The organism is Halalkalicoccus jeotgali B3 (assembly GCF_000196895.1).
Lineage (GTDB): Archaea > Halobacteriota > Halobacteria > Halobacteriales > Halalkalicoccaceae > Halalkalicoccus > Halalkalicoccus jeotgali.
The window spans coordinates 688,034-700,551 of sequence record NC_014297.1; the positions used below are offsets into that span (position 1 = coordinate 688,034).

The window sequence follows — 12,518 nt, forward strand, 5'->3', positions numbered from 1 at the left end:
GGCGACAGTTATATTGTACTAACGGATTCGACACGACGTCGAATTAATTGAGATCCGAGTAGTCGGGATCCTACCGGGTTCGGGGACTCGGACGGGTCGACTCACCGATCCGACCCGAGAACGACGTCGAACAGGAGGTAAAAGACGGCGCTCCCGAGCAGGCCGACGACCGGGAGCGGGGAGACGCCGATCTGTAGCGAGCGACAGAAGTAGGCCATCGCGTCCCGATACTCCCCGTCGTCGTGGCGGTAGTACCCCATCGCGAAGTACATCTGTCGATAGAAGACGTACGTGAAGGGTCTGACCTCCGGAACGCGCTCGCTGGCGAGTGAGACGTACTTCTTGCCCTCGGTCAGGTAGTGGGTCGCGTCGATCCGGCCGGACGACATGCTGGTTTCGTGGTATCGGGCGGTGAACGTTTCGCGACAGAAACAGACGCCCTCGCTCGCAGCTTCGAGCGCGAACAGGTGGTCTTCCCACCGGCCGAGTTCCTCCTCGAAACGCACGTCGACCTGTGCGGTGTCGAGGACGATCGAGGACATCACCTCGTTGAGGTCGCCGACGAACAGTTCGTAGAAGAAGTCGTCGCGCGACATCGAAGGATCGCCGTCGAGACAGAGCCCGGCACCGGTTCGGTCCATCCGGACGAGTTGGCGCTCAAGTTTGTCGGGTTTCCAGAGGTCGTCGGCGTCGAGAAAGGCGACGTATCGCGTCGAGGCACGCTCGATACCGCGATTCCGCGTTGCTGCCGGCCCGCTCCCGTCGGGGTCCTCGACGACGATGGTTTCGGTCCGAACGGACTGTCGATCGATCGACCGTTTCGCCTCCTCCAGCATCCGTTCAGGCGTATGGGCCGAACTGTAGGGGACGACGACCGAGACCGTCGGATCCGACTCCGTCCTCGACATACCTACACAGTCCATGTGGGTGACCTTTACTATTGTGACCCGTGCCCGGACTACCCGCCGGATTCGGTCACGTTGACCCACACGTACGCGCTCCGGTACGCCTCGCTCCCGTCGATCGTTTCCGGGGGCGTCCCGGTGTAGAGCAGATAGGTCAAGCGCAGGTTCTCGCCGGCCCGGTCGGGCGTGACGACGTGTTCGTTCTCGACGGTCTCACCGCTTTCGAGCGTGACCTCGAACCGGTCGAGTTCGCTCGCTGACTGGACGCTCTGTTCGCCCTCCGTCCCGACTTCCTGTAGCTGGATGACGACGGTGTAGGTGGTCGTTACCCCCTCCTCGTTACCGATGCCGACCACCAGCGGTTCTTCTTGCCCGACGGTTAGCTCGTCGGGATACTCCTCGGAGACGGTCCCGTTGGCCCCTTCCTGAAGGAGGTACAGCTCGGTGTAGCCGTCGCCCTGGACGGGCCCCATCGCGTACGCGACGCCAAGCGTGCTGAGGACGACTAAGACCGCCACCCCTACCGCCACCGCCGCAACCGGACTTCCGTCGGAACGCGACGGTCCGAGAGAGCCAACCGCGTCGATCCACGCCACGGCCGGGCGACCGAACCGCTCGGCCGGCGTAAGCGAGAGTCGTCGGATCGCCCCGATGCCGCCGAAGGCGACGCTCAGAACGACGAGGATCCCGAGCGTCGTCGAACTCCCCCCGATTCCGGCGGGGGCTCCTCTCGCGATCAGCACCAGGAGTCCGCAACTCGCGGCGATCGATAGCGCCGCCCGTTCGAGGTGGCCGATCCGAAACCGGCTCCCTTCTGTCTTCGGGCCGGTCGGAGAACGCGGGAACAGGGCCGTGAGGAGGGCGTAGCCCGGCACGAAGCCGACGAACAGCGCGCGGGCCACGGTTCGAACGGGCGTGTTCTCGAACGCCGGGAGCGCCATCAGGGAGACGATCAGCACGCACGAACCGACGGCGATCAGATCGGCGGGCGCTCGCCGGAGCGAGGAGCGACCTGCGCGCCCCTCGACGGTATCTTGCATCGTCCGTACCTACCGTCGCAACTGATATAAGTATGACAGTTGCTACGGCGATCGGGTCTCTTAATCCATCACTACCGTCATACGCAGAGAGACGCCCCATCGGCCGATAGCCGTCGTTCTCGGGACCGATGTCGGTTTGATCGCGCGTATAGTCACTCGTCTAAAACGAGTTGCTATCAATCAATCAATATTTGTCAGAGGAGGACGAAATCATCCTATGGGGAGAGAGGAGGTGGTGACGGCCGAGCAGTTAGAGCGACTCGTCGACCGGCGGATCGAGCGGCGACTGGCCGAGATGACAAACGAGTACGCTTCGGGGCGGGTCCCCGACGTGATCGAGGAGGGCGTCTCCAGGCGGGAGGCGATGGCGATAGCGGCCGGCGGCGTCGCTGGCTACGGCGTCTCGACGCTGGTCGGTGGGGACGGATCGGGGGGTGGGACCATCGTCGGCGAGGGGACCGACGACGAAGACGGCGGTGCGACGGCCGCGGACCTCCAGCAAGCGCTCGAGGACGAATCGCTCGTCCGGATCTCGGGCGAGATCGACCTCTCTGGAGAGACCCCGATCACGATCCCGCAAAACACCATCCTGTGTGGCAACGGGGTCTATCGCCAGTCCCTCGATCGCATCGGGGGCGACGGGCTGCGCGCCGACGACGAGGGGCCGTTGGTGGAGATGAGCGAAAACGACATCCAGGTGCTCGGTCTCGCGGTCGTGAACACGGGCGAGGGGGGCGATGCGATCTCGATGAACGGCTTTTCGGGGCGGATCTCGCATACGGACCTGTTCGCGACGCGCTACGGGATCGACTGTGCGCCCGACGAGCGCACCACTGAACCGCGGATCAACTTCAATCGCGTGATCTCGACGACCGGTGCGGACGGCGAGAGCGTCGGTATCCGGGTCGAGAACATGAACGACGCGAAGGTGATCAACAACATCGTCGCGGGGTTCGACACCGAGATCGCGATCCTCCTAGAGAGCGCGATTGTCTCGCTGAACCACACCTACACCTTTCCGGCGTCGGGATCCTCCGTCGGGATTCGGGTCGACGCCCCCGCGGTCCGTCTCGTGAACAACCGGATAGAGGGCAGCTCCGAGCGAGCCGGTATCGAGATCACGGCCAGCGAGCGCTCGATCGTCTCCCAGAACCTCGTTCAGGTCCCCCCCGGGGCGGACGGGATCGCCCTCGATGTCGGCTCGGAACTGATTGACAGCTTCATCGCGTACAACCAGATCGAGGGCTACTCCTCCGACGAGATCGCCAGCACGGCCATCAGCGCGTCGAACGTCGATACCTTCGACCGATGCGTCGTCAGCCCGAACACCGCCCGCCACTTCGAAACCGAGGGGCTAACGGGGGTCGTGGAGGCGGCCGGTGCCGGAGGAACTCCGAGTGCACAACGGTACTTCTCGTATCAGGCGGTCGAGAACATCGACGACAACAGCCTCTGGATGAAGGCGAGCGAGGGAATGTATCGGATCGCGTAACTACGATTCGTTCCTGCCGAACTGCTGGCTTTCGGTCCCTTCGTAGCGGAACACGTCGGCTTCGCCGCTGGTGTAGACCTTGTTCGTGGACCGCTCGATGGCGTCGCGTTCGGCTTCCGTGAGGTAGTACTGGGGCGTTTCGCCGTCGTACGCGGTCCCGTCCACGACGGCCCGATCGCGGACGTAGACGTACCCCTCGGAGAACTCGATACCGGGCAGCCAGTCGACCTTGATCTGTCTCACGCTCGCGTCCGAGTAGGTCTCCGGGACGATCGCCCTGAACATTTCACCGGTGTAGCTGTCCGTGTAGATCACCGGGCTCCCCGTGCTGGTGTCGTCGATCCACTCACCCCCGTCGATCTCCGCATCGGTGTACGCAAGCGAGTGGGTGTCGGCATCCAGACCGATGTCCGAGGTGACCGGTTCCCCGATCGCGTTGTAGGCGACCCCGGTGTTGAGCAACAGAAGCACGGCCAGCGCCACAAGAACCGGCCGCCAGATCCCCGTATCGATGTCCCGGATTCCGCTGAGGAGACCCACGAGGGCGAGGTAACCGACCGGCATGAATCCTGCCAGCAGCGTGAGAACGATCTGGTACATCCGGTCGGCGCCGAGATTGCCGCTGACGAAGTACGAGGCACCCAGGAACATCAGCATCGGAACCGCGAGTATTGCCAGTCTGATCGGCTCGGTCGGGCGCGACTCCTCGGGCGAGAACAGCCGGACGAGTATCTGCGACAGGACGCCGATCCCCGCCAACCCCATCAGGGCCATGTGGAGCAACAGGGTACTCGTGTAGGCGATTCCGGACTCCTCCTGGACGGCGCTCGCCCCCGAACGGTGGATGCTCTCGCCCGAGAGAACCGCGTAGATCTGCGTCGGGATATCCGCGAGCACGCCGGCCACGTTCTGGAGCATTCCCGGCGTCGTGATGGCGTACCAGCCCACCGCCGCGCCGCCGAACGCGACCGCGTAGACGCCGGCGATTCGCAGGCCGGCGTCCTCGCCCGAGTACGCCCTATAGATCCATCCGAGGCCGTACGCGACCCCCAACGAAATGACGAAGATGTAGGTCGTGGTGTAATGCGAGAGGATCATCCCGGCCCCGAACAGCGCCCCGATCCACTCCTTGCCGGGGAGTCGTTCCCTGTCGGTGACCATCGTGAGAATCACCAGGATCATGAACAGCTGGGCGATGCGCGTCTTCCCCGGCGTCCCGTTGAACGACCGGAAGTAGAACACGAAGAAGTACGCCCCGACGAACGCGGCGTCCTTTCCGAAGACGTCCTCGAACGTGTAGTAGAGTACCACCGGGACCAGCGCGAACAACAGCGAGTAGAGGAGCTTGAACACCATCGCGGGGTCGATACCCGTCACCACCGAATAGACGGCCGGAACCGCCCCGACGACCGGAATCGAGGAGTAAACGTCCCCCATCGCCGGCTCCCACGCACCCGCCTCGAGCAGCAACTCGACGAAGAAGTAGTTGACCTGAATGTCCGAACCGACGACCGCACCGGTGATCAGGTTGCGATGGAGGACGATCCCCACGGCGACGGTGAACACCGCAAGCGGGTAGAGCCGGGACGGGACCACCTTAATCGAGACGAGCACCACGACCGCTACCGCCAAGAGAAACGCGTACATCAGGCGGTTGCTCCCGATGGCGTTCATGCGCCCGGCCGCCAGCGCTGAGAACAACGGCAAACAGACGAGCACCGCGCCGATCGCGGCGTCCCGGGACGAGAACGACGGGACACGAACCACGAGGCGTCGATCGCGCCAGTAGGCGACGCCCATCGCTCCCATCGTCACCGCACTGACCGTGAGGGCGAACGGGAGAACCGAAAGGGGCGCATCGATACCGACCAGCGAATAGAGGACGCTCGTGAGGACGCTCGTGGCGGCGAGAAACACCAGGCTCGACCCGACCGCGTACACGAGGAGTTCCCCGAACCGGTCGATGCGGTTGTCGATCAGCACGAACAGCATCGTCCCCGGGACGACCGTCAGAAACAGGATCCCGAAGACCGCCCGTAGCAGGGACACCCCGACGCCGGCCACGGGGACCCCGACCGTGGTCCAGAACGCGACGAGGAGACAGCCGATCAGAACGGCGATCGAGCGACCCTGCAACCGGATCTCCCGAAACGACTGCTCTCCGTTGGCGGGCGTCCCGGTCTTCGCTCCGGATCGCGAGCGTCGTACCGATCCCTCCCCCGGTGTCATGCTCGTAGAGATCGGTCAGATACGTATAACTATAACGGACCTAACATCCTTCGGGGACGTCAGGCCGGTCGGACCATCGAGACGAGCATTCGTATCCCCGGTCTGACAACCTCTCTGCGGAGCGAGGGGACGACAAAGGAAAACAGGAAGTAGCTGGCGACGCCCGCACCGATACAGCTCGCGAGCAACGCGATTCCACCGAACGGGAGCGCCGCGCGCACCCCGACGACGACCAGTCCCATCGCCGCCGCGCTGACGAGACACCACGCGATCAGTCGGTAGGGGATCTGCAGGGTGATGTTCTGCGAGAGATACCGGGCGTTGAGGAGCGTCTGGACGATCGCGGCGCTCGTCGTCGCGATCGCCGCACCCAGTAGCCCGATCGAGAGGACGAGCGCGACGTTGAGCACGAGGTTGATCGCGATCGTCACCACCACGGCCCGCGCGACCAGATCCACCCGGTCGATACCCCGGAGGGTGCTTCCGAGGACGTCGTTTACCGACTGGAAGACCTTTTCGAGCATCAACACCACGAGGACGCCGGCAGCGATCGTATACTCCGAGCCGAAGATCACCGCGAGGACCTCGTAGTTCAACACGACGATCCCGACGAACGCGGGAATCGAGAGGAACAGCGCGATCCCGATCGCGTTCGGGACGACGGCCTCGATCCGGTCGATGGCGGCCTCGGAACTCCACTGGCTCATCTGAGGGAACAGCGTGATCGAGAGCGTCTTACTCACCAGCAACACCAGCAGCGTCACCTCCCAGGCGACCTCGTAGGCCCCGACGTCCGCGTAGGTCAGAAACAGCCCGATGATCGCGACGTCCATCCACTGGTAGACCTTGCCGCTGACCGACGAGAGGAAGTAGTACTTCGCGTAATCGTACAGCGACCACGCCGAGAGTTCGGCCGGGCGTCCGACCGTCGTCTCCAGTTTTGCGAAGGCCCAGCAGGCGGCCGTCGCCGACCCCAACACGAGCCCGTACATCAACCCGATCACGCCGTAGCCGGCCGCGACGAACGCCAGTCCGCTCGTGACCCACACCGCCTCGCGGGCGAACTCGATGATGGCGGTCTCGCCCACGCGCAGTTCGCCCCGCACCGCCTGGATGAACAGGTCGGCGAACTCCTGGACGACGAGGGCGACGACGAGCAACGCCGTGTACTCGCCGCCGAGATAGCCGTTGAGGTACGGCCGAGCCAGGAGGAGTACCCCGATCGCCCCGGAGACGGTGAGCAGTTTGAGCGCCATCGCGGTCGCGAGCATCGTATCGGGACGTTGCCCCTCGCTCAAGCGTTTCTCGAGGGCACCCCGCACCCCGACGTCCGCGACGATGGTCGTCAGTCCGAGCACCGTCTGGAAGAGGAAGAACACCCCGATCTGGCTGGCGCCCAGCTCGCGGGCGAAGACCGTGATCCCGGCGAAAAAGACGACCGCATTGCCCCCCTTCGCGAGAAAGACCTTTAGCGCTGACCGGGAGAGATCCATTCGGGAGATCGTACGAGGTCCGACGTTATATATTCTCAGTTATCGAACAGTACGTCCGTCGCGATCCGCCCCGAGCGCTTTGCCGACCAGGCAGGTCGGCCCCGGCCTCACCCGTCGTACAACGAGAGAACCCCCGAGAGGATCTCGCGACACGGCGGGCGGAGCGACCCGTGATCGCCCCCGTCGGCGAGCAACGACAGGAGGTAAAACAGCGGGAGTCCCGAGTAGGTCTCCGAGTCGCCGTACGCGAGCGGGCCGACCTCCCGGGCGTAGTCGGCGGCGATGTCGCCGCCCGTCCCCCGACCGGCCATCATCTGCACGAACAGCCGGTGAACCGGGGCGTCGTACTGATGGATGACGAACGGCCTGAAGAAATCGTCGATAACGTAGTCGGTCCGGACGTCCTCCCAGTCGAGGACGTAGACGGCGTCGTTCACGAAGAGGTTGCCGGCGTGGAGGTCGCCGTGAACCGGCCCCCGGTAGAGGACCGGCGGCAGGTCGAGATCCCCGAGGAGTTCCAGTCCCGAACGGACGAGTCCGTCGAGTTGGCCCGCGGCCGAAAGCGCCGTTTCGAGCCCCGTGAGAACGTCCTGGGTCGAAACGGAGTGGCGGTCGGTTTCGTAGAGGGCGGTGAGTTGGACGAGTGCGTCGAGCAGCAACTTCCACTCCTCGACGGGATCGTCGAGTTCCCGTCCGTCCAGATACCGCTTGACGACGTACGGGTACTCGAGGTCGTATTCGAGCATCGCCGGCGTGTTGATCGACTCCGGCAGTCGCCGGCGGCGCTCGATCTCGCGCCGGAGTTTCTCCGGGTCGTCGGTGGCGATCGTACAGACCCGCCGCGCCTCCAACCCGAGCAGCGTGATCCGGTCGCCGATGACCGCGACGTCGAACGGGTCCTCGGCGTCGACGGAGAGGGTTTCCGAGCGAATCCCGGGGAGGGCGGGGAGCAACTCCGGGACGGTGAGGGCGGCTCTGAGCGCTCCGGCTCCGAGGAGACTCTTCCAGCCGCCACCGCCGACCCGATCGACGACCCACTCGATAGCCCCGGCCTTCGGCCGAAACGCGTACGTGTTGTAGCTCCCGGTATCGAGTACCATGTACCGCTCCGCCGCCGGCGTCACCCCTCGGTAGTCGTAGAACGCCCCGATCCGATCGAAGATCCCCTCCCGATCGAACGATCGCGGCGGTGCCGTCTCGATAGCGTTCCCCATTAGCAAATAGGTGTATATACGTATATATAAGCGTCCCGAAGGGTCCTCGGTGTGGTCGAAACCACGGCTCAGCGCGCGGTAATTCGGGGAGAAACGGCCCCCGGCTCGGTTGGCGGGCGTGGCACCTATCGGAACGGGAGGACCTCCCGGAGCAGTCGCTGCCAGCGCCGGTCCCCGTCGACCATCCCCTCGACGTCCCGCCGGTCGTGCTCGCGCATGACCGTGATCCGGGGGAGGGCCATCGGGGCGTCGAAATCGACGACGTCCGAGCCGATCACCGTGGTCGCGCTCTCGTATCCCGCGTTCTCGACCAAGCGCGCGGCCGTTCGATCGAACGCGCCGTAGGGATAGGCGAAACTGCGCGGGCGCTCGCCCGTGATCGTTTCGATGGCATCGCGCGAATCGACGATCTCCCGGCGGGCGGTTTCCCGGTCGACCGTCGTCAGGTCCGGATGTGTCATCGTGTGGGCGCCGATCTCGTGGCCGTGTGCGTCGAGGTCGAGGACCTCCTCTCGGCTCATGACCCGCCTTCCCTCGAATCGTTCGCCGAGCAGTCCCGGAACCACGTAGTGTGTCGCCGCCACACCGTTGGCCTCGAGGATCGGTAGCGCCGTCTCGACGGTCGATCGGAACCCGTCGTCGAAGGTCACGACGGCCGGGTTCCGCGGCAGCGAGTCCCGCCGCCACCGGTCGATCGCCCCGCTCATCGTGAGGGGTTCGAACGCGTCCGCGAGCCACTCTATCTGTCGCCGGAACCGTCCCGGCGTGACGGTCCACGGTCCTCCCGACTCGTCGATGCCGTGATAGAGGACGATCGGACAGCGGATCCCGTCGGGGTGGTAGCGGTCCTTGAGGGTGGCCCGGAACGCACGATCCACCCACAGTCGGCCGTTCTCTCCCGCGATCATATCCGTGTCCACGCCCATCACCGACCTAACGGTGTCGGTCGAGTTACATACCACCCGGACGATCGGAGTTCCGGCCCGACGGGGCTCCGTCGGTGGCGTCAACTCGCGGCGTCCGAACGCGTCGGCGGCCCCTTGATGGGACTTGCGGGCGGCCGTGCCGCTTCCTATCGATTGAACATCCGTTCGTGTCGGTTATATCTCTCGAAGAGCTGCCGACACGTCCCGAACTCGTGTGTGGCAAGCAGGCTGTCGAGGACGTCGCGAGTTTGATCGAGCCCGTGGAAGCTGATGAATCGCTTGTGAAGGGGCGGCTCGTCGGTTCGCACGGCGGGGTTGAACTCCCAGGGATGGAAGTAGATCATCGCGGGGAGTCCGCGCTGATTGAGGTTCCTGATCCCCATCTCGACCAGCCTCGTCGGGAGGAGCCGCCCGTAGAACCCGCCCGCGATCGGGAGTCGGAGCCGCGGGTGGAACGTGGCGATCGGGAACTCGACCAAGCCGTTCGCGCTCGCCGACCCGTCGGTAAACGGCGCGTCGGGATCGACCCGGTACGGGTGAAGGGGCGCGCCGTTGACCCCGTACATCGGGGTCTTGACCGGAAACACGCTGGAGTCGTACAGGTATCCCGCCTCGACGAGCGCGTCGAAGGCCCACTGCGTTCGTGGCGTCACCGAGAAGTTCGGCGCTCGAAACCCGATCGGCCGTCGGCCGGTCGCTGCCGCAATCGCCTCGGCGCTCGCCTCGAGTTCCTCGGCGAACGCCGTCCGCGTGAGATCGAACAACGGCGTGTGGGTGTGCCCGTGGGACGCGACCTCGTGACCGGCGTCGGCGATCCGTCCGATCAGGGTCGGGTACTCCTCGGCAACCTCTCCGACCGTAAAGAACGTCGCGAGCGTGTCGTGTTCCGCGAGCATGTCGAGGACGATCCCGACCGACGTCCTGATCCGATCCGCCGGATCGGTCACTTCGTCTCTCAACAGCGTCGCCGAGTACCAGTGTTCGAGGTCGAACGAGATGACGTTCGCTACCTGTTCGCCGGATCCGCTCTGCGTGCCACCCCCCATGTGAAACGACATGTGATCGGGCCTTACTTAATTGTCACGTATGTAATACCACGTTCGTCGAGGATGTTTAGGATATCATTTGTCTGTCTACTTCGCGGACGTCACACCGGCTTTGTAATCGTCCGGCCCGTGTGCGCTTTGCTATCTGCGATTGGCGACCCGCATCGCGTGGAGGATGACGGCGGCGATACAGGCGAAAAAGCCGCCGAACCAGAACAGGGCCGACAGCGTCGTAAGGAGAAACGAGAGCGACCCCGTCGCGAGGTAGTCGGCGACGAGCCAGTAGGTGCCACTGACGCCGAAGAGGAGGGACACCAGCCCCGGGAGCCCGAGACTGAGCAGCGGGTGTGCGTTCTGGACGGTCGTCGAGATGTTGTTGACCAGGTTGTAACCGTGCGAGAACGGGTCGTAGCTGCTCGCGTTCTCGACGTCGTACCGGACGTCGATGCCGATTTCGTCGATATCGTACCCGCGTTGGTGGGCGTGATAGAGGATGTCCGTGCTGGCGTTCATGTGACTCCCGATCGCCGCATCCTCGGCCAGCCCCACGATCGCGCGGCGGTTGTACGCCCTGAACCCGCTTTGGGTGTCCGAGATGCGTTTGCTCGGGCGGAACGCGCCGATACTCATGTTCGTGAGTGCGTTGACGACGAACAGGCCGGCCCGTCGGTACGGCGGTGCGTTGGTGCTCGCGCCGTCGCCGAACCGACTCCCGATGACGATCTCGGTGTCGTTCTCGCGCTGTGCGGCGACGAGCCGCGGGACGTCCGCCGGGTCGTGTTGGTTGTCGGCGTCGAGGATCACGAGGTGGCGTGCCCCCTGCTGGTCGGCCGCCTGGAACAGCGTCTTGAGCGCGGCTCCGTACCCCCGGTTGTACTCGTGTTGGATGACGCTTGCCCCCGCCTCGCTCGCCACGAGTGCGGTCTCGTCGCGGCTCCCGTCGTCGACGACGATCACCCGGTCCCCGAACTCGCTGGCCGATTTGACGACGCTTGCGATCGAGTTCGCCTCGTTGTACGCCGGGATACCGATGACTACCGACGGGGTCCGTTGTAGGGTGGCTCCGGTCGAACTCGACCCCGCAGTGGCGTCGGTTCGCTCGGCGGGGGTGCTCTCGGCGTTGGCGTACTCGGCCGGCGTGCCCTCGCTCGCTCGCTGGACCAACTCCAACCCGTCGCCCGACCGCCCGGTCAGCGAACCCGTCTCGAACCCCCCGTCAGTCACGGCCCGACCACACTCGGAACAGATTCCGCCGAATACGTCTCCAATGACATCTGCGCGACCCATCAGGAAAGTATCAATATCGGTGGAGACTGAACCGTTGCCTTCGACCTCGTTTCGCGTTTTCGTCCCGGTCGCGTTCGCCCTCGAAACCCCGCGCCGATCGCGATCGGACTATCGACCTTCGATATCGAAGGATGACGGTGCTTTTTTAGCCGGGTCGGTCGATATCGGTATGTCCAGTAGTCCACATCGCCCGTGGTTCGCGCTACGGGGACACCTACTCACCCACACCTATGACCATCATCGCGGACATCACTCTTCCATCGGCGACGTTTCCGCTCGGACGCGTACTGCAGTCCTTCCCGGACGCCACGATGGACCTCGAGCGCGTCGTTCCCCTCCGAGAGTCGCTCATGCCGTTTATCTGGATCGAGGACGACGACACCGAAGCCCTCGAGTCGTCGCTGCGCGCTCACTCGCGGATCGAGGACGTCGAGGTCCTCATGACGGCCGACGCCGAGACGCTGTTCAGGATCGACTGGTCGCCGTCGTCCGACGGGCTCACCGAGGCGCTGATCGAGACGGAGGCGACGGTCCTCGAGGCCCGCGGTACCGCCGATAACTGGGACTTCCGACTGCGATTCTCGGCCCACGAGGACCTCTCGGCGTTCAACGTCGCGCTCACCGAGTCCGGGATTCCCGTCACGCTCCGACGGATCTACCACCCGCCCCTCGAGGGAGCGTCCTCGCCGATGTCCCCGGTCCAACGGGAGACGCTGCTGGCGGCGTATCGCAACGGATACTATCAGGTCCCGAGGCGAATCAGCCAGACCGAACTCGCCGAGCGACTCGAGATCAGCGACAGCGCGCTCTCCCAGCGGATCAGGCGTGCGGTCTCCACTCTCATCGAGCGGGAAGTCCTGGCCGAGGACGACCCGCTTCGCTGATC

Annotated in this window: 10 protein-coding genes; 2 read left to right on the plus strand and 8 right to left on the minus strand. The window is 64.7% G+C overall.

Annotated features, from left to right (window positions below; genetic code table 11):
* Positions 1 to 101 precede the first annotated feature (101 nt).
* Together HACJB3_RS03290 and HACJB3_RS03295 are read right to left on the minus strand one after the other, a co-directional pair.
* Positions 102 to 908 (minus strand): glycosyltransferase family 2 protein, encoded by an 807-nt coding sequence (locus HACJB3_RS03290; RefSeq protein ID WP_008417994.1) that lies wholly within the window; start codon positions 906 to 908, stop codon positions 102 to 104.
* A gap of 50 nt (positions 909 to 958) precedes the next feature.
* Positions 959 to 1,945, minus strand: a complete 987-nt coding sequence (locus tag HACJB3_RS03295; RefSeq protein WP_008417991.1) for a DUF1616 domain-containing protein — start codon at positions 1,943 to 1,945, stop codon at positions 959 to 961.
* 217 nt (positions 1,946 to 2,162) lie between these two features.
* Here HACJB3_RS03295 and HACJB3_RS03300 point away from each other — a divergent pair, with 217 nt between their 5' ends.
* The gene (locus tag HACJB3_RS03300; RefSeq protein WP_008417990.1) at positions 2,163 to 3,437 is read left to right on the plus strand and encodes a hypothetical protein; all 1,275 of its coding nucleotides are present in this window, start codon (positions 2,163 to 2,165) and stop codon (positions 3,435 to 3,437) included.
* Here the strand turns inward: HACJB3_RS03300 and HACJB3_RS03305 are convergent, their stop codons facing one another.
* The 6 genes from HACJB3_RS03305 to HACJB3_RS03330 all read right to left on the minus strand — a co-directional run bounded on the left by HACJB3_RS03305 (position 3,438) and on the right by HACJB3_RS03330 (position 11,569).
* The gene (locus tag HACJB3_RS03305; RefSeq protein WP_008417989.1) at positions 3,438 to 5,666 is read right to left on the minus strand and encodes a DUF2206 domain-containing protein; all 2,229 of its coding nucleotides are present in this window, start codon (positions 5,664 to 5,666) and stop codon (positions 3,438 to 3,440) included.
* Positions 5,667 to 5,725: 59 nt separating this feature from the next.
* A complete protein-coding gene (locus HACJB3_RS03310) occupies positions 5,726 to 7,159 on the minus strand; it encodes an oligosaccharide flippase family protein (protein ID WP_008417988.1) in 1,434 nt (477 codons plus the stop codon).
* A 107-nt stretch (positions 7,160 to 7,266) separates the two neighbouring features.
* On the minus strand, positions 7,267 to 8,373 hold the full coding sequence (locus tag HACJB3_RS03315; protein WP_008417987.1) for a phosphotransferase: 1,107 nt from the start codon (positions 8,371 to 8,373) through the stop codon (positions 7,267 to 7,269).
* 125 nt (positions 8,374 to 8,498) lie between these two features.
* Positions 8,499 to 9,281: a polysaccharide deacetylase family protein gene (locus tag HACJB3_RS03320; RefSeq protein WP_238532817.1), complete on the minus strand. Its 783-nt coding sequence runs from the start codon at positions 9,279 to 9,281 to the stop codon at positions 8,499 to 8,501.
* Positions 9,282 to 9,445: 164 nt separating this feature from the next.
* Positions 9,446 to 10,345: a polysaccharide deacetylase family protein gene (locus tag HACJB3_RS03325; protein ID WP_238532818.1), complete on the minus strand. Its 900-nt coding sequence runs from the start codon at positions 10,343 to 10,345 to the stop codon at positions 9,446 to 9,448.
* Positions 10,346 to 10,486: 141 nt separating this feature from the next.
* Positions 10,487 to 11,569 carry a glycosyltransferase family 2 protein gene (locus tag HACJB3_RS03330; RefSeq protein ID WP_238532819.1) on the minus strand — a complete coding sequence of 361 codons (1,083 nt, stop codon included), beginning with the start codon at positions 11,567 to 11,569 and terminating at the stop codon, positions 10,487 to 10,489.
* A 293-nt stretch (positions 11,570 to 11,862) separates the two neighbouring features.
* Between HACJB3_RS03330 and HACJB3_RS03335 the strand changes: the two genes are divergently transcribed.
* Entirely contained in the window at positions 11,863 to 12,516 is a 654-nt protein-coding gene (locus tag HACJB3_RS03335) for a helix-turn-helix domain-containing protein (RefSeq protein WP_008417978.1), read from the plus strand.
* Positions 12,517 to 12,518 lie beyond the last annotated feature (2 nt).

Excerpts from the sequence above, each read along its gene's own strand:
- HACJB3_RS03290 (WP_008417994.1), bottom strand. The coding sequence starts at position 908 with ATGTCGAGGACGGAGTCGGATCCGACGGTCTCGGTCGTCGTCCCCTAC.
- HACJB3_RS03295 (WP_008417991.1), bottom strand. The coding sequence starts at position 1,945 with ATGCAAGATACCGTCGAGGGGCGCGCAGGTCGCTCCTCGCTCCGGCGA.
- HACJB3_RS03300 (WP_008417990.1), top strand. The coding sequence starts at position 2,163 with ATGGGGAGAGAGGAGGTGGTGACGGCCGAGCAGTTAGAGCGACTCGTC.
- HACJB3_RS03305 (WP_008417989.1), bottom strand. The coding sequence starts at position 5,666 with ATGACACCGGGGGAGGGATCGGTACGACGCTCGCGATCCGGAGCGAAG.
- HACJB3_RS03310 (WP_008417988.1), bottom strand. The coding sequence starts at position 7,159 with ATGGATCTCTCCCGGTCAGCGCTAAAGGTCTTTCTCGCGAAGGGGGGC.
- HACJB3_RS03315 (WP_008417987.1), bottom strand. The coding sequence starts at position 8,373 with ATGGGGAACGCTATCGAGACGGCACCGCCGCGATCGTTCGATCGGGAG.
- HACJB3_RS03320 (WP_238532817.1), bottom strand. The coding sequence starts at position 9,281 with ATGATCGCGGGAGAGAACGGCCGACTGTGGGTGGATCGTGCGTTCCGG.
- HACJB3_RS03325 (WP_238532818.1), bottom strand. The coding sequence starts at position 10,345 with ATGGGGGGTGGCACGCAGAGCGGATCCGGCGAACAGGTAGCGAACGTC.
- HACJB3_RS03335 (WP_008417978.1), top strand. The coding sequence starts at position 11,863 with ATGACCATCATCGCGGACATCACTCTTCCATCGGCGACGTTTCCGCTC.